Here is a 17,459-nt window from a genome sequence, read left to right as displayed (position 1 = left end):
TGGTTATTTGATAGTGCCAGTAACACGGACTCGACGATCTGTTCGGGGCACTGCTTGAGCAGGTTGCACGCGAGCGCTACGGCGTTGATCAATTACATTCTTTAACGCAATCAATAGCCCCGCAACGAAAAAAGCCCCGGGTGGCAGTACGAAAAACAAAAACTGATAATCATCTACGAAGGTGAGTTGCCAGTTGCTGGCAATAGGCCCAAATAGCAGCACCATATCGCTAAACAGCGTGCCTTGCCCAAGCAACTCGCGAAGTGCCCCGAGCAGGATCAAGACGGCACCGAACCCGAGACCCATCATAAAGCCATCAATGGCAGCCGGAATAACTGGCTGGCGGGAAGCGAACGCATCGGCACGCCCTAAAATGGCGCAGTTAGTGACAATCAGCGGAATAAAAATTCCCAATACTTGGTAAAGCGAATAGGCAAATGCAGCCATTAAAAGCTCAGCGCAGGTCACGAAAGCGGCAATCACCATAACAAAGGCAGGCAGTCTTACTGCGCTGGGAACCTGGTGGCGAATCAGTGAAATAGTCGTGCTAGCACCCACCATGACAAGCAGGGTAGCGAATGCCAATCCCAGTGCATTGACAACGCTACCACTAACAGCCAGTAAGGGGCATAGTCCCAGTAACTGAACGAGAGCAGGGTTATTCGACCATAGGCCGTTTCGGGCTAGTTCGCGCCACTGACTCATTGGCTGGACTCTTCGAAGGTGATAGGGAGTTCTGTTTCGGTGGCGTTTTCGGCGACACGTTCGGAGACATAGCTCAGTGCACGATGGACGGCGTTAACGACTGCGCGTGGCGTAATGGTGGCGCCCGTAAAAGCGTCAAAGTTGCCACCATCTTTACGTACGGCCCATCCTCCCGGCGGCAGGCTATTTAAACTCAAACCGTTAAACGTGGTTATCCAGTCACTACGCTGGCGCTCAATGTCATCGCCAAGCCCAGGCGTTTCTTTGTGTTGTGTAACGCGTACACCGGTAATGCGTTGCTGCTGGTCAATGCCCACCAGTAGCCGAATTTCGCCATTATAACCTTGGCGAGTAACAACCGGCAGAATGACGACCCGCTGTTGACCGCGCTGGACGTACCATCCTTGTTGAGGTTCGCGGTGCCCCAGCTGTTCTGGGTTAGGGAGCTTGAATACGCCATCTAAAACCGTTTGAACCGCTATATCTGTTAATGCGCCAGGCAATACATCCTGCAGTTGGCGGTGTTGGTAGGCTAGCTGATGATCAGCGATACGCTCGGCAGTCACCGCCCGGGTTAACGCAACGCTACCTGCGGTGACCAGTGAGAACATTCCTAAGGCGAAAGCGCCGCGTAGCATGGCTTGGCGGGGCGTCATGGTGAGCCACCGTGCTTGGCATGCTGCTGTGCTTTAGGCTGGCCCGTAGGGCGTGGCACGGTATAGATATCCAATAGCGGTACACATAAGTTCATCAGTAAAACGGCAAATGCCACTGCATCGGGGTAGCCGCCAAACGTGCGAATAATCATCACCAACGCGCCAATCCCTGCGCCAAAAAATAGTTTTCCTCGGCGGCTGGTCGCCGCTGAGACGGGATCAGTGGCAATGAAAAATGCACCGAACATTGCTGCACCCGTGGTTAGGTGAAACAGGGGTGAAGCGAAGTGGCTTGGGTCGCTGGCATAAAAAAGCGTGGCGAGCACTGTTATGCTAACAAGCATTGCAACAGGGATATGCCAACTGATAATCCGTTTGGCAACTAATAGCAGTCCACCTGCTAACCAGGCTAGCGCGACGTTGCGCCAAGCGTTCAATGCTCCTTCAGGTAAAGGCTGACTAGCCCAAAACTCGCTGGCCAGTAGCGTTTCGCCTTTATGTTTAAAGGCATCTAGCGGCGTAGCACCACTTAGCGCATCAAGTGTGGAAGCTGGTAAGGCTCCGCTTATCTGGGCCCATAGGTTTTCTGAGATTAGTGGCTGCGGCGGCGACCATAACGTCATGTAAGTGGGAAACGATACGAGTAATAGTGCGTAGCCCACCATAGCGGGATTGAAAGGATTCTGGCCTAGGCCGCCATACAGTTGTTTAGCAACCACGATGGCCGCAATAACGCCTATCCCAATGAGCCACCAGGGGCTAGCAGGTGGTAGCGATGCACCTAACAGTACGCCGGTTAATACTGCGCTTGAATCTCTAAGCGCAGGCTGTAACGGGCGCTGGCGAAGTTTTAACACCAGCGCTTCGGCGCCGAGTGCAAACAGGGCGGCTAAAAGCACATTACTAATAACGCCCAGGCCGAAGTAAAACGTCATTGCGGCAAGACCCGGTGCGGTGGCGACGATCACCCATCGCATTAGATGGGCGGTGGGTGGCATCGTATTTAATGATTCAGTCGTTCGCTGCGAGGCGTGCATCATGCTCATGGCGTTTCCTGTTGTGCCATCGTGGCGCGAGCTTCAGCCAGCCGGGTATCAGCTGCCTTAAGGTTTTCTTGGGCGGTGGCCAGTTGGGTTTCTAAATCATCGTGGCGCTGACTTGGGTCTTCTGCTGCAGCCCTTGCGAGGGTTTTTTCAGCTTTTCTGACTGCCGCTTTAGCGGCGGTTTGAGCAATCCGCAAGCTGCGTAAATCCACCACTGGCGCTGCACTGTCGGTGGCCTTTGCGCTATCTGACGTCTGACGATTTTGTGCCTGCCTCGCTTGGCGACGAGCTTGCTTCTCGGCATTCTCGCGTGCCAGTCGAGCCTGACGAAATTCAAATCGATGTTTAGCGTGCTCGGCTTTGGCGGACTCAATGCGCTTAACGCGAATACGCTGCTTTGCCGAACGATAGTCTTGCACTAATGGAATGTAGCTAGGGCAAACATAACTGCAGGCACCGCACTCAATACAATCAAATAAGTGGAATTTTTCCAATGTAGCGTCGTTCTCTGCACGGGCATACCAATGCAGTTGTTGCGGAAGAAGCTGAACAGGGCAAACACTTTCACAGGCACCACAGCGAATGCAGGGAGACTCACTGGGGGCTGGAGGAAGCTTTTCACGGGTGGCTGCAATCAAGCAGTTTGTCGTTTTGGTCACTGGGACATCAAGTGTTGTGAGTGGTGAGCCCATCATCGGGCCGCCCACAATGACTTGATGAAGCTGTTGGTTTGCTAACCCTACCTGCTGAAGCAGCGTTTCAACAGATGTGCCAAGGCGCACCCAGTAGTTGCCTGGTGTGTTGATGGCGTCTCCCGTCAAGGTGACGATTCGCTCGACCAAAGGTTTACCATCACGTACTGCGTATAGCGCTGCCAGCAGTGTGCCGGGGTTGTGACAGAGAACGCCGACATCGGCAGGAAGGCCACCACTGGGAATATCAAGGTTGAGCAGTTTCTTGATCAATTGGCGCTCACCACCGCTGGGATAGCGGGTCTCGATGACCTTCATCGTTATGCTCGCTGGAAGCTGGCAGTCAGACTGTTGAAAGTGAGCGAGCGCCTCCTTTAATGCATGGGTCGCTTCGGGCTTATTATCTTCAATACCCACCACAATCTGACGGGCACCGCAGAGCCTAGCGACCATTTGCGCGCCTTCCAGTATCTCGGTTGGATAGTGGCGAAGAGCCAAGTCGTCTGCTGTGATATACGGCTCGCATTCGGCGGCGTTGATGACGAGCGTATCAATGCGGTGATGATCCGCTATTTGGGCTTTGATATAAGCGGGAAAACCGGCACCACCAAGGCCTACTAGCCCGCAGCTGTCTAGTCTAGCAATGATCGCTTGGTGGTCTTCGCTACGCCAGTCAAGCGAGGGTTGCACGTGCCAACGGTCTAAGCCATCGGCGTCGATGGTGATGGCGGTATCACTAATCTGAGTCACTGTCCCGCTAATACTGGCGTGCAGGTTGGCTGATACCATGCCGTCTCGCTGGGCAATCAGGCTACCCACCTGAACCGCATCATCGATAGCAACACAGGGGATCGCGGGATTACCTGAATGCTGTTTAAGCGGAAGTGTTACCTGGGTAGGCAGCGTCGCGTTGCGAAGCGGCGATTGGTTAGAGCGGTCTTTTCGTTCGGGCGGAGTAATGCCACCTGGAAATTCATAGGCTGGCATGCTGGCTCCTGGTTAGCTGGCGATCGCTGGCGATTAAAGGTGCTATGGTGACGACAGGCTGCCATTGGTTGAGAGGCTTGCTTCTGGGCAACATATCAATACAGTCTACGGGGCAGGGTGCAACGCACAAATCGCAGCCGGTGCATTCATCTTCTATCACCGTATGCATTTGCTTTGCAGCGCCAATAATGGCATCCACTGGGCATGCTTGGATGCACTTAGTGCAGCCAATGCACTCGGCTTCACGAATAAATGCGACGCTATCTTCGCTGGCTGCTTCGCCATCCAGTGGCACAGGCTCTCGGCCTAATAAGTCTGCTAATGCGTCAATAGTCGCTTCGCCGCCAGGCGGGCACTTATTCAAAGCATCGCCCTGATTGATGGCTTCGGCATATGGCCGACAGCCTGGATAACCGCACTGGCCACATTGGGTTTGTGGCAGCAGCGCATCAATCTGCTCTACCAGCGGGTTCTCTTCGCCCTTGAAACGCACACTGGCCATTCCCAGTAGTGCTCCAAACGTGATGCCAATTCCGGTCAACACCCCCACTGCACTGAGAATGCCCCACCAAGAAAATATGTCTCCCATGGCGGTTACCCCTGTACTAAACCTGAAAAGCCGAGAAAGGCCAGTGACATAAGACTGGCGGTGACCATTGCAATGGCGGCGCCTCTAAACGGGGTTGGTATATCAGCACTGGCCAATCGCTCGCGCATCGCTGCGAACAGCACCAAAATCATCGAAAACCCAAGCGCAGCACCCAGGCCATAGAGAGTCGTATGAAAGAAACTAAGCTCGCGGTTAAGTGATAACAGGGCAACGCCAAGTACCGCACAATTAGTCGTAATCAGCGGTAGAAAGATCCCCAGCACTTGATGCAATAGGGGACTGAGTTGGCGCACCATGATTTCGGTAAACTGCACGACGGCGGCAATAACAACGATAAAGCTGATAGTGCGAAGATAGGTAACGTCCAAGGGTACAAGTAAGCCATGATAGACCACATAACTAGCGGCAGATGCTAGTGTCAGCACAAACGTCGTCGCAAGCGACATACCCATCGCGGATTCCAGCTTATTGGAAACCCCCATAAACGGGCAGAGCCCTAAAAACTGTACCAATACGAAGTTGTTGACCAGCGCAGTGCTGACCAAAATCAAGAAGAGTTCATTCATAGCGGCGTATTGTGCGCAGAAAAATCGTTGCTGGCTAGTGGGGGAAGCGCTATGACTCACTATTATCAGAAATAAGTACTTGGTCAGCAGAACTTGCTACCGCTCTCCTGATGCCCATCTTCGTAAATGACGGCAGGGGCAGGGGCAGGGGCAGGGGCAGGGGCAGGGGTAGGCACAGGCATTGGTCATGAGACCGTTTTGAACCTGTCATCAAACCTACATCATCGCTGCATACCCTCATCCAAATTAAAATCAGCTAGGGAGGGGGAACACATGTCGACTTCAGAAGTTGTCTTACCGACGCAGGGGGAGCGCCCAGGGACGTCGCAATGGCTATCATGGTTAATTGTCATTGGACTGGTTTATTTGTTGTTAGCCGCAGTGGGGGCTATCGGGGACGGTTTTAAGGCTGCTACCGCAAGCAATGCTAAGGAGCTATTTTCATTTGCTACTAATCCAATGATTGGGTTAGTTATCGGAGTTGTCGCAACTGCGCTAATTCAGAGCTCAAGCACTGTAACCGCTATCATTGTGGGGATGGTGGCGGGTGGTTTGCCAGTCAGTATTGCGATCCCGCTCATCATGGGCGCCAACATTGGTACGTCGCTTACCAGCACCATCGTCAGTTTAGGCCATGTGCGTAGTGGTGAGGAGTTCCGTCGTGCCTTCTCTGCGGCGACGGTGCACGATGCGTTCAATATCGTTGCCGTGGCTATACTGCTTCCGTTAGAAATGATGTTTGGTTTTTTAGAAAAAACCTCCGCCTTGCTGGCGGGCTTTTTTGTTAGCGATGCCAGCGTCGACATGAAAAGCGTCAATTTCATGAAAATGGCGATTTCACCGGCGACCGATGTGCTGAGCGCCTCGGTATCGTGGCTGCCGAATCAGGTCTGGATGGGCGTTGCGCTGATTGTTATTGGGGTGGCACTAATCCTATTTGTGGTAACGGCGATTGGTAAGGTATTACGCAAGGTCATGGTGGGTAAGGCGCGTGACATCATGCACGCAAGCGTGGGGAGAGGGCCTGTCTCGGGTATGTGTTCGGGGGCAATCATTACGCTGCTGGTGCAGTCGTCCTCTACCACCACAGCACTGATTGTGCCACTTGCTGGCACTGGCGTGTTTAATCTCAGGCAGGTCTATCCGTTCACATTAGGTACCAATGTGGGCACTTGTATCACTGCGTTGCTCGCTGCAACGGCGATAAGTGGCCCAACGGCGGTACTGGCTATGCAGATTGCCTTGGTGCATCTGATGTTTAACCTAGTGGGGATACTGACCATATACGGCCTGCCTTTTTTACGTGGCATTCCACCTAGCATTGCCACTGGCCTTGCGGAGCTGGCACAGAAAAACAAACTCTATGTGGTGGCTTATATTTTAGGTGTTTTCTTTGTGCTGCCATTGCTCCTGATCGGGGCGAGCCAGTTGTTTTGATCTGAGGGGATGGAATTGACATGAGTTCACAACGCAGAATTGAGACAGAAGCACGTATTCGCGAACTACGTGAATCGATTGATGAACTGGAAGCGCAGTTGGCTGAGGCGTCCACCGAGGAGCGGGAAGAGCATGAGCAGCATGAGCTGATCGACCAGCTTGATCATTATATTGATGCTGTAGATACCAAAGTGAGTGGTCTTAAAACCTTCTGGCAAGTTCTCAAGAAAGAGCTGGGGGGTAGGCAATGACTAATTCAACACGCGGATACTCCTACTCCTTGATGGCGTCAGGCCTGCTATTGGTCGTTTTGCTTCAAGGCTACAGCGAGGATAGCCACTCAATGCAGGCAGTCGCATCCGGTGATTTAACTGCCAGTGGTTCCAGCACCGTTTATCCATTGACTCGAGAGGCAGCACGTCGTTATGAGCGTGCCAATCCTGATGCCAATATTGCCGTCGAGTTCACTGGAACAACGGCTGGTTTTGAGAAGTTTTGTGCAGGCGAGATTGATATTAATAATGCATCGCGGCCAATAGACGAAAGCGAACGGGCGGTGTGCGCATCTAACGATGTAGCGTATGTGGAAGTGCCTATTGCGATGGATGCGATTTCGATCGTGGTGCATCCATCCAACCGCTGGGCAAACGATATTACTGTCGACGAGCTTCATAGGCTTTGGTCTCCGGCGTCAGAAGGAGAGGTCATGACATGGCGTGATGTGCGCGCAAGTTGGCCAGATGAGCCCATTGAGCTGTTTGGTCGAGGACAGGACTCGGGAACTTACGACTACTTCACAACGGCCATTGTAGGCACGACCCGTAGTAGCCGGATGGACTACGTTGCCAGCGAAGATGAGGAGTTTCTAGCTGCGCAAATGGCTGCTGAACCAGGTGCTTTAGGTTTTTTTGGTATCGGCGGATATCATCGTCACTGGAATGAGCTAAAGCTCCTTGCGGTGGCCAATAGTGATCAACCCGTATTTCCGACGCTGGAAACCGTCAAGCGTGGTGAATATACCCCCTTATCTCGTCCGCTTTATCTTTATCTGAATAGACAAAGTGTTGAGGAGAAGCCGGAACTTCATCGTTTTGCGATGGCTTATGTCGAAGGCATTCGTGACTGGATTCATTTTACCGGCTACCTTCCGCTTGAAGAGCAGGTATATGCTGACACCCTCGGCGCGCTTCGCCAGCTTGAGAGCCAGTAAGGGAGTAACAAGCTAACCGCATATTAGCTGTTTTCTGGGTAGCTTATTGTCGCTGAGAGATGGACAAAAAAAGGGGCTAAGGCTGTAGCAGGCCTTGCCCCTTATTAGTTACTGATTAATCTATTAGCCGTTAAGTTACACGCTGCCCTGGTTCCGCACCGGCATCGGGGGAAAGGAGGTAAATGCCTTCTTTGTTAGCAGATGCTAATACCATGCCTTCTGATAAACCGAAGCGCATTTTACGAGGGGCTAAATTAGCCACCATAATCGTCAAGCGGCCTTCAAGTGCTTCTGGTGAATAGGCCGAACGAATACCTGAAAAGACGTTACGAGTTTCACCACCTAAATCCAGCGTAAGCTGGAGCAGCTTGTCAGCTCCTTCAACGTACTGTGCCTTGGCAATGCGGGCAATGCGTAAATCAACTTTAGCGAAATCTTCAAAGCTGATTTCTGCCGCAATCGGTTCCTCCGCCAGGGGGCCTTTAGGAGTGTTTTTCAGCTTCTGTTCTTCCACTAAATCCTCCTTGGATGCCTCAATCATAGCGTCAATCTTATCCCGTTCAACACGCGTCATTAACGGCTTGAATTTGTTGATTGAGTGATTGACGAGTACGCTAGTGCGGCTGTCCCAGTCGAGTGATTCAATCGCCAGGAATTCACGTGCCTGTTCGGCCATGCTTGGCACCACAGGTGCAAGATAGACCATCAACTGGCGGAACAAGTTGATGCCTACTGAGCAGATTTCCAGCACTTCGGCATCACGGCCTTCCTGCTTGGCTAGTGCCCAGGGGGCTTTGTCGGCGATGTACGTATTGGCTTCGTCGGCCAATTCCATAATTTTGCGCATGGCCCGGCTAAATTCACGCGCCTCAAAATCGTCAGCAATCTCGTCGCCAGCCGCGATAAAACGCGCGACCATTTGTGGTTCGGCGCAGTGTTCAGCCAGCTTGCCGCCGCCCAGTTTTTTCACAAAGCCGGCGCAGCGGCTGGCGATATTGACAACTTTTCCTACCAGATCAGAATTAACCCGCGCAGAAAAGTCGTCGAGGTTAAGATCCAGGTCATCCACTTTGGACGTTAATTTAGCGGCAAAGTAGTAGCGTAAGTACTCTGGATTTAAATGTTCAGCGTAGGTAGCTGCTTTGATGAAAGTGCCACGAGATTTTGACATCTTGGCGCCGTCTACAGTTAAGAAACCGTGACAGTTGACCGCAGTCGGCGTACGAAGGTCTGCACCATGCAACATGGCAGGCCAAAACAGCGCGTGGAAATAGACAATATCTTTGCCAATGAAGTGGTACACCTCTGCGTCGGAACCCTTCTTCCAAAAGGTATCGAAGTCGATCCCTTCCCGATCGCATAAGTTTTTAAAGCTTGCCAGATAGCCGATGGGGGCATCTAGCCAGACATAGAAGTATTTGCCTGGAGCATCAGGAATTTCAAAGCCAAAGTAGGGCGCATCTCGGGAGATGTCCCACTCATTAAAGCCCGACTCGAACCACTCCATCAGCTTGTTACGAATTTGCGGCTGTACATGGCCGTCATTAATCCATTGCTGAAGAAATTCAGCAAAGTCTGGCAGCTTGAAGAAGTAATGCGTAGAGCTACGTACTTCTGGTGTTGCCCCAGAAATAGCGGAGACAGGATTGATTAAGTCAGCAGGCGTGTAAGTGGCACCGCACTTTTCACAGTTATCGCCATATTGATCATCGGCACCACATTTTGGACACGTGCCCTTAATAAAACGGTCAGCTAGGAATAGGCCCTTTTGCGGATCAAACATTTGCTCAATATCGCGGGTGGCAATATGGCCTTTATCACGCAAGCGGGTGTAGATCAGTTCGCTAAAATAGCGGTTTTCATCTGAATGGGTGGAATGATAGTTATCAAATCCCACGCCAAAGCGGGCGAAATCTTCTTGATGATCCTGGGAAACGCGCTCGATCAGAGCTTCGGGCGTGATGCCTTCCTGCTCAGCCCGCAGCATAATGGCAGTACCGTGGGCGTCGTCGGCGCAAACGTAGTAGCACTGCTGTCCACGACTTTTTTGAAAACGCACCCAAATGTCGGTTTGGATGTACTCAAGAAGATGACCCAAGTGAATGGCGCCATTGGCATAAGGAAGCGCGCTTGTCACCAAGATGTTGCGCGGGGCAGTATTTGACATGGTGAATGATAATTCCGGTTAGGCAGTGCAAATAAAGACGGCGAAGTAGGGGTGCGCTTCGCCGGTAACGTCAACATGCTGCTTACAGCTATTTCTCCACTAGTAGAGTGCCTGCTCTTCCTGAACGACTTCACGCAGAAGCTCTAAAAAAAGCTTGTCGGCTTCAGAGTGCTCAGTGGGGTCTTCGGGAATATGGACGCTCGTAGTGTCGGAGATTTCGTTGGCAATGTTGGCCATAACGGCAGGGCTGTTGCCTTCGACTAGCTGCAGCCGTGCAATCGCTAGGGATTGTTCTAAGATTTTTGGGTCTTGGAGCAGCTTGCGAATAAAATCGCGTAGTTCATTAATAATACGTGTTTTTTGAATTTCTGATGCGGACATTGGAGTTCTCCTTAAGACCGCGCTTGAGGGATGTTCAAGCGAGACCAATGAATGCTTTGACCATAGCACTTTTTTTACAGCTGAGCATGGGTTCCTGGAAGCATTGGATGCAGTCTATTGGCTTTTACTAGCACACTGTTCCAGTACGTTTGCTTCCAGTACGTTTGCTTCCAGTATGTATGTTTCCAGTGCGCATGTTTCCAGTACCCTGTGCTTTAAAGGCTCAGGCGCCCAGCCTTGTGTTTGACAGGGTTGGCGTATTGCTCCAGCCAATAAGGCCGCAGCGCTTCAGGTATGCTAGCCAGCCGAGCGTTAAAACGCTCTCTGTCTTGACGCGTTATCGTTTTGCGGGCGATCAGTTCTGGTGATTCGCCTAGGGCTTCCAGTGCTAAATAATGGCTAGGAAACAGGCGATAGCCACCGATCACTTGGCGGTCAATTTCCGCTGCCACTTCATCCGGCGTTGCCATATCAGCGCCTACCGGACTACCAAAGCGTAGTTGCACCCGACCTTTAGAGCCGGTGATGCCTGACACAATGGAGCGAATATCTTCGAATTCGCTTTTCGCGTAGCTTCCTTCGGTAGCGATATCGTGGAGTTCCTGGGCTTTCTGTTGGTCGCAAGGGTCGTATTCGTAGCTAATCGATACCGGCACCAGTTTCAACTCGGCAATGGCGTCACCGAATACCATATCCCGATCAGCGTGGCGTCTGGCCATGGTCAGCATTTTGATGATGGCGGGGTCGGTGCGATCAATGCCATTTTTAGCACGACCCTCTCGCTGCGCCATCCAAATAGAGTGCTGGTCAACAGTAATTGAGTGACGGATATAGGCTGATAACTGCTGATATGCCGCTAGCATCGCACGCTTGCCTCGGGCGCTGCGCGGTACAATAAAACTTTTATTTAGCCGCATCAGGTCGGTGACGTAGGGCTTTTTCAGGAGGTTATCTCCGATCGCAATACGCACTGTATCGCGGCCAGCCAGATAAAGCGCATAGTTCACAAAGGCGGGGTCTAGCGATATATCGCGGTGGTTGCCTATAAACAGGTAAGCGCTGTTGTTATCGAGCTTATCAAGCCCGGAGACTTCGAAGGCATCCGTAGTGGTGCGAATCATGCGCTCCATATAGCTGGCGATGCGCATTTGGAAGTCATATACGGATGTAACGCCCTTTACTTCACGACGGACGGCATGGCCTGCTAAAGCGCGGGCAATGGGAGGCGCCCACTTGGCCATGCGCGGGAGCCTGAACTGAGTCAATGCATTTAAAAGCTCGCTATCATGTGATAGGCGCTCAAGAACATTGGCCACTTCATGATCCATATAGGGGCGAATGTCAGCCCAGGGGTCGTTGGCGGTGTCAGCGTTAAGTGCGTTGTTGTGATGAGTCATGCGATCCGTTGGATATAGGCAGAAATAAACAGTTTATATCAGCAGGCTAACGGCTGAATTAAGCGTCTGGCTGCGTAGCAGCTTCGCGCTGAGCTTCACCACCCAGCCACTCGATTAGGCGAGGAATATCGTCAGAAAGTGCCTGCGCCATCAAAATAAAATCAGTTTCTAAGCGAGCAAGTGCATCATCGCCATCATCTGCGTGATCAGCTTCCTCTATTAATGCATCGCCAAAACGCAATGATTTCAGCGCTAAATCATCATGCAGAACAAAGCTTAAACGACCTTCCAGGCTAACTGCGAGCTTGCTGGCTTGACGTCCGCTTTCAAGCAGTTGCTGGATCTCGTCGCTGTCTAGATCGACCTGGCGAGCACGTAGCACGCCATCATCGCCTTTGGCTTTTAACTCAACCTGATCCCCTAACACAAGATCGGCAGGGCGGCTTTCCGCTTCGCCTAGCCATTGCGTCATAGCACGGATAGGCAGTGTTTGTGATGTCAGCGGCGTGACTTTCAAGCTGCCCAGCGTTTCACGCAGAAGATCCAGTACATCTTCTGCCCGTGTACGAGAGCTGGCATTGACACCAATTAATTGATGACGCGTATCCCACCATAAATCGATTTTCTGACTGCGAACAAATGCGCGGGGCATTAGTTCCTCAGTGACTTGCTCTTTCAGCGCGGTTTTTTCTTTGCGCGTTACCTTGCGTCCTTCGCTGGCTTCGATATCAGCGACTTTATCGTCCACTTCCTCTTTTACGACAGATGCAGGAAGCAAGCGCTCTTGGCGCAGGGCTGAAAGTAGCCTGTGGCCTTGGATTTCATGCAGCCGCTGGCCACCACCCAGTCGTCCTGCCGGGGCTGTCCACCCTAAACGACGTGCATCCGCATTACCTAGCGGCTTGGCTGCATGCTCGTCGAGTGCATTCGCTAGTGTATCGCTATCAAGCTCAGGGGCGCCGTGAAGGCGGTATAAATGTAGGTGCTTAAACCACATGTCACCAATCCTATTTAAAAGGTGGCACATTATGGCGAAACCAAGCCTTTCCTACCAGCGCCTTAGGGGATTGCCTTGTTGTTGCACTGGTTTAAAACTTGTGTTTGATTTGAGAGGTTTTGTGAATGGTTAACAGATTTTTAGAAATGGGGGTGTTATGTCTACAGCAATATCTAGCGTTGCGCTGCGGGTACGAGGTTACCATTTAGACGGCTATGGTCACGTCAACAACGCGCGCTATCTTGAATTTATGGAAGAGGGACGTTGGGCTTTTTTTGATGACCACCCGCGCCTGATAAATCAACTTCATAGGGCAGGTCGAGCGTTTGTCGTGGTCAATCTGAATATTGATTATCGAGCGGCCGCTGTTCAGAACGATGATTTGCAGATTATGACCGGCATAGTAGACGTGGGTGAGCGTAGCGCGATTTGCCATCATCGAATTGTGCGTCAAGACGGCGTGCTGGTTGCCCAGGCAGATTTGACCTTTGTGCTGCTAGATATGAAGGCGAATAAGGCCGCTCCTATTGAAGGAGACGTGCGAGAGGTGTTTGAGGGGCTTGTGGTCGATAAAGACGCCTTTTTAGCGTAAAGCGTAATGCCGTTGCCACTGACTGCCCATGGTGCTTATGCAGTGGTATGATGGTGCTGACTCTGCGCGCCGCCTTGTTGTGGTTCAAGGGCGGCTTTTTTAAGCGCTTTCAACTCTCGCAGTGCCAATGCAGTGCAAAGGATCTGACTTTCATGGGTGACATCGCCAGAGAAATCTTGCCCGTCAATATTGAAGACGAGCTTAAACAGTCGTACCTCGACTACGCGATGAGTGTCATTATCGGTCGCGCTCTTCCTGATGTGCGTGACGGCCTCAAGCCTGTTCACCGGCGCGTGCTTTTTGCCATGCACGAGCTGAGCAACGATTGGAATAAACCGTACAAGAAGTCGGCGCGTGTCGTCGGCGATGTCATCGGTAAATACCATCCGCATGGTGATAGTGCGGTGTATGACACTATCGTTCGTATGGCCCAGCACTTTTCCATGCGTCACGTACTGGTGGATGGTCAGGGTAACTTTGGTTCTATTGACGGTGATAACGCGGCCGCCATGCGTTACACCGAGGTGCGCATGGCGCGCCTTGCCCACGAGCTGCTAGCTGACCTGGAAAAAGACACCGTCGATTGGGTCGATAACTACGACGGCACCGAACGTATTCCTGCCGTGCTGCCAACCAAAGTTCCTAACCTGTTAATCAATGGGTCATCAGGGATTGCGGTGGGCATGGCGACCAATATCCCGCCCCATAATATGCGGGAAATAATTGATGGTTGTCTGGCGTTAATTGATGATTACACGCTCACCGTTGATGACCTCATGCAGTACATTCCAGGGCCGGATTTCCCTACCGGGGGCATTATCAATGGTCGCGCGGGTATTTTAGACGCCTACCGCACCGGGCGTGGGCGTATCTATGTGCGTGCCTGCCACACGATTGAGCATGATGATAAGAGTGGTCGAGATCACATTATTATCACTGAACTGCCTTACCAGGTGAATAAAGCGCGGTTGATCGAGAAAATTGCTGAGCTGGTAAAAGAGAAGAAAATCGAGGGTATTGCTGAACTCCGCGATGAGTCGGATAAAGACGGCCTGCGCGTGGTGATCGAGATCAAACGCGGCGAATCGGGTGATGTCGTCGTCAACAACTTGTTTGCGCAAACACAATTGCAAAATGTGTTTGGGATTAACATGGTAGCGCTGGAAAACGGCCAGCCGCGCACTCTTAACCTCAAAGAGATGCTTGAGGCGTTTATTCGCCATCGCCGTGAAGTTGTTACTCGCCGTACCTTGTATGAATTGAAAAAAGCCCGTGAGCGTGGTCATTTGTTGGAAGGTTTGGCCGTTGCCATCTCCAACATTGATGAAGTGATCGAGCTTATTAAGGCATCTCCCAATGCCTCTGAAGCGCGCGAAAAATTATTAGCTAAAACGTGGCAGCCTGGTCAGGTTACCGCGATGCTGGAACGCGCTGGCGCAACCTCATGCAAGCCTGAAGAGCTAGATGAAGGGTTTGGTCTAAATACGGCGGCGACGGAATATCGACTGTCGCCCGCGCAGGCTCAAGCAATTCTAGAGCTTCGTCTGCATCGCCTAACGGGTCTTGAAACCGAGAAGCTGTTAGACGAATACCTGTCGATCCTTGAGAAAATCGCCGAATTTACGACCATCCTGGCGTCTCCAGAGCGTCTGATGGAAGTCATTCGAGAAGAGCTGCATGCTGTACGTGAGCAGTATGGCGATGACCGTCGTACGGAAATTCAGGCGAGCCACCTTGATTTGTCGATTGAAGATCTCATCGCTGAAGAAGATATGGTGGTCACTGTTTCCCGCTCAGGCTACGCCAAGACTCAGCCGTTGTCTGATTATCAGGCGCAGCGCCGTGGTGGGCGAGGTAAGTCCGCCACCGCGATGAAAGATGAAGACGTTATCGAACACCTGCTGGTCGCATCTACCCATGACACCGTGCTGCTGTTCTCTAACCGAGGCAAGGTGTATTGGCTGAAAGTGTATGAGATGCCGAACGCCAGTCGTGGCTCTCGGGGCAAGCCGCTGGTCAATATGTTACCGCTCGAAGAAGGCGAAGCCGTCAACGCCATTTTGCCAGTGCGTGATTACGATCCTGAACACTACATTTTCTTTGCCACGGCGAAAGGTACCGTTAAACGTACCAGTCTTGAGCAATTCTCTCGCCCACGTAGTGTTGGCTTGATTGCCATTGATTTGGAAGAGGGCGATCGTTTGGTCGGGGCTGCTATTACGTCTGGCTCTGATCACGCTATGCTGCTTTCCTCTAACGGCAAGGCGATCCGCTTCGAAGAAGGCAATGTGCGCGCTATGGGCCGTACTGCCCGCGGTGTGCGCGGTATGCGCCTGGCAGGGGATGCTGAAGTTATTAGCTTGATCATTCCTAAGAGCCAGCAAATTGACGCCGAAGATGACGCCGATGTAGATGCTGATACCCAGGCTGTTGCGGCCGAGAATGCTCAGGCGGAAGGTCAGATCTATATTCTCACGGCCAGTGAGAATGGTTACGGTAAGCGTACGCGCCTGGAAGAATTCCCGCTGCGTGGTCGTGGTGGGCAGGGTGTTATTGCTATGCAAACCAGCGAGCGTAACGGTGCTCTGGTGGCCGCCATGCAAGTCTATGACAGCGATGAAATGATGCTGATCACTGATCGTGGCACCTTGGTGCGTACTCGGGTTGAGGAAGTGTCAACGACCTCGCGAAATACTCAGGGCGTTATGCTGATTCGCCTGGGTAAAGAAGAAAAACTAGTTAAAACTGTCCGTGTGGATGAGCCTGCCGAAATAGATGAGCTTGAGTCAGATAGTTCAGAAACAGACGCCCTAGACGCCGGCGCGATTGATACCGATGTCGTCGATAGCGATGCTGTTGATCCCGGCAAGCCATATAACGCTGACGATGGCGAACAGGAACAGGGAACCGATGACACGTCATTATAACTTTTGTGCAGGGCCAGCGGCCCTGCCTGTTGCCGTGCTTGAGCGTGCGCGCAACGAACTGCTGGACTTTCAAGGGCGTGGATTGTCTGTAATGGAGATGAGTCATCGCAGTGATGAATTTGTCGCTATTGCTGATCGAGCAGAAGCAGACCTGCGTCATTTGCTGGATATTCCCAGCAATTACAAAGTGCTCTTCTTGCAGGGCGGAGCCAGCATGCAGTTTGCGATGCTGCCGATGAACTTGCTTGGACAAGGGGGAAGCGCCAATTTTATCCAAACGGGCATTTGGGGTAAAAAGGCCATTAGTGAAGCTCGGCGGTTAGGGTTTAGCTGTCATATGGCAGCGTGCAGTGAAGCCAATGGTCATACGGCGGTGCCTGATGAACATGCATTGGCGATTAGCAGCGATGCCGCCTATTTGCATTACACCTCAAATGAAACCATCGGTGGCTTAGAGTTCGACTACACGCCAAGGGTGCAACGTGCAGATGGCGCGGATGTACCTTTGGTGTGCGATATGTCATCGAACATTCTGTCCGGCCCTATTGATGTGACGCAGTTTGGAGTGATTTACGCGGGGGCTCAGAAAAACATTGGCCCGGCTGGCTTAACCCTGGTCGCTATTCGTGATGATTTGCTCGGCAAAGCGCCTAGCTCCATTCCGTCACTGTTTGACTATCAAATGCTTGCGGACGCAGGCTCTATGGTCAACACGCCGCCAACATTTGCATGGTACTTGGCAGGCCTTGTTTTCCAGTGGTTAAAAGATGACATCGGTGGCTTAGAGGTGATGGATGACATTAACCGGCGCAAAGCGCAGAAGCTTTACGCCGCGATTGATGCCAGTGATTTTTATACTAATCCGATTGCCAGCCGTAACCGTTCCCGCATGAATGTTCCGTTTGTGCTAGCCGATAGCAGTTTAGACAGCGTATTCCTGCAAGAAGCTGACGAGGCGGGGCTTCTTAACCTAAAGGGCCATCGTAGTGTTGGCGGCATGCGTGCGAGTTTATATAACGCGGTGCCTGAAGAGGCCGTTGACGCGCTAATCGCCTTTATGGCGGATTTTGAACAACGAAGAGGCTAACCATC

The 17,459-nt window shown here is 51.9% G+C and carries 16 protein-coding genes; 6 read left to right on the top strand and 10 right to left on the bottom strand.

What is annotated here, in order from left to right; all coding sequences use genetic code 11:
* Positions 1–3: 3 nt before the first annotated feature.
* The 6 genes from NDQ72_10725 to rsxA are packed head-to-tail and all read right to left on the bottom strand — an operon-like array spanning position 4 to position 5,259.
* On the bottom strand, positions 4–705 hold the full coding sequence (locus NDQ72_10725; protein WKD26550.1) for an electron transport complex subunit E: 702 nt from the start codon (positions 703–705) through the stop codon (positions 4–6).
* Positions 702–1,361: an electron transport complex subunit RsxG gene (gene rsxG / locus NDQ72_10720; GenBank protein WKD26549.1), complete on the bottom strand. Its 660-nt coding sequence runs from the start codon at positions 1,359–1,361 to the stop codon at positions 702–704. The genes NDQ72_10725 and rsxG overlap by 4 nt, the downstream gene beginning before the upstream one ends.
* Positions 1,358–2,407 (bottom strand): RnfABCDGE type electron transport complex subunit D, encoded by a 1,050-nt coding sequence (locus tag NDQ72_10715; GenBank protein ID WKD26548.1) that lies wholly within the window; start codon positions 2,405–2,407, stop codon positions 1,358–1,360. The genes rsxG and NDQ72_10715 overlap by 4 nt, the downstream gene beginning before the upstream one ends.
* Entirely contained in the window at positions 2,404–4,083 is a 1,680-nt protein-coding gene (gene rsxC / locus NDQ72_10710; protein ID WKD26547.1) for an electron transport complex subunit RsxC, read from the bottom strand. Before rsxC ends, NDQ72_10715 begins: the two co-directional genes overlap by 4 nt.
* On the bottom strand, positions 4,070–4,672 hold the full coding sequence (gene rsxB / locus NDQ72_10705) for an electron transport complex subunit RsxB (protein ID WKD26546.1): 603 nt from the start codon (positions 4,670–4,672) through the stop codon (positions 4,070–4,072). Before rsxB ends, rsxC begins: the two co-directional genes overlap by 14 nt.
* A gap of 5 nt (positions 4,673–4,677) precedes the next feature.
* Complete coding sequence (rsxA, locus tag NDQ72_10700) at positions 4,678–5,259, bottom strand: electron transport complex subunit RsxA (GenBank protein WKD26545.1); 582 nt, start codon at positions 5,257–5,259, stop codon at positions 4,678–4,680.
* Between the two features lie 273 nt (positions 5,260–5,532).
* Between rsxA and NDQ72_10695 the strand changes: the two genes are divergently transcribed.
* The 3 genes from NDQ72_10695 to NDQ72_10685 are packed head-to-tail and all read left to right on the top strand — an operon-like array spanning position 5,533 to position 7,906.
* Positions 5,533–6,696, top strand: coding sequence for a Na/Pi symporter (locus NDQ72_10695; protein ID WKD26544.1), 1,164 nt, complete (start codon positions 5,533–5,535; stop codon positions 6,694–6,696).
* Between the two features lie 20 nt (positions 6,697–6,716).
* Entirely contained in the window at positions 6,717–6,947 is a 231-nt protein-coding gene (locus NDQ72_10690; protein WKD26543.1) for a hypothetical protein, read from the top strand.
* Complete coding sequence (locus NDQ72_10685; GenBank protein ID WKD26542.1) at positions 6,944–7,906, top strand: PstS family phosphate ABC transporter substrate-binding protein; 963 nt, start codon at positions 6,944–6,946, stop codon at positions 7,904–7,906. Before NDQ72_10690 ends, NDQ72_10685 begins: the two co-directional genes overlap by 4 nt.
* 130 nt (positions 7,907–8,036) lie before the next feature.
* On the opposite strand, the gene metG is transcribed toward NDQ72_10685, so the two are convergent.
* The 4 genes from metG to NDQ72_10665 all read right to left on the bottom strand — a co-directional run bounded on the left by metG (position 8,037) and on the right by NDQ72_10665 (position 12,848).
* Positions 8,037–10,073, bottom strand: coding sequence for a methionine--tRNA ligase (gene metG / locus NDQ72_10680; GenBank protein WKD26541.1), 2,037 nt, complete (start codon positions 10,071–10,073; stop codon positions 8,037–8,039).
* Between the two features lie 99 nt (positions 10,074–10,172).
* Complete coding sequence (locus NDQ72_10675; GenBank protein WKD26540.1) at positions 10,173–10,454, bottom strand: hypothetical protein; 282 nt, start codon at positions 10,452–10,454, stop codon at positions 10,173–10,175.
* A 215-nt stretch (positions 10,455–10,669) separates the two neighbouring features.
* A complete protein-coding gene (locus NDQ72_10670) occupies positions 10,670–11,851 on the bottom strand; it encodes a 1-acyl-sn-glycerol-3-phosphate acyltransferase (protein WKD26539.1) in 1,182 nt (393 codons plus the stop codon).
* A gap of 58 nt (positions 11,852–11,909) precedes the next feature.
* Positions 11,910–12,848: a recombination-associated protein RdgC gene (locus tag NDQ72_10665; GenBank protein ID WKD26538.1), complete on the bottom strand. Its 939-nt coding sequence runs from the start codon at positions 12,846–12,848 to the stop codon at positions 11,910–11,912.
* 157 nt (positions 12,849–13,005) lie between these two features.
* Between NDQ72_10665 and NDQ72_10660 the strand changes: the two genes are divergently transcribed.
* From NDQ72_10660 to serC, 3 genes are all read left to right on the top strand, one after another.
* Entirely contained in the window at positions 13,006–13,440 is a 435-nt protein-coding gene (locus NDQ72_10660) for an acyl-CoA thioesterase (protein WKD26537.1), read from the top strand.
* Positions 13,441–13,592: 152 nt separating this feature from the next.
* The gene (gyrA, locus tag NDQ72_10655) at positions 13,593–16,367 is read left to right on the top strand and encodes a DNA gyrase subunit A (GenBank protein ID WKD26536.1); all 2,775 of its coding nucleotides are present in this window, start codon (positions 13,593–13,595) and stop codon (positions 16,365–16,367) included.
* Positions 16,351–17,454, top strand: coding sequence for a 3-phosphoserine/phosphohydroxythreonine transaminase (gene serC, locus NDQ72_10650; protein WKD26535.1), 1,104 nt, complete (start codon positions 16,351–16,353; stop codon positions 17,452–17,454). The genes gyrA and serC overlap by 17 nt, the downstream gene beginning before the upstream one ends.
* The last annotated feature ends 5 nt before the right edge of the window (positions 17,455–17,459 follow it).

It is taken from the genome of Halomonas sp. KG2 (assembly GCA_030440445.1).
Lineage (GTDB): Bacteria > Pseudomonadota > Gammaproteobacteria > Pseudomonadales > Halomonadaceae > Vreelandella.
The sequence above is the reverse complement of the archived record's forward strand: the minus strand, read 5'-3'. Positions and strand labels throughout refer to the sequence as shown.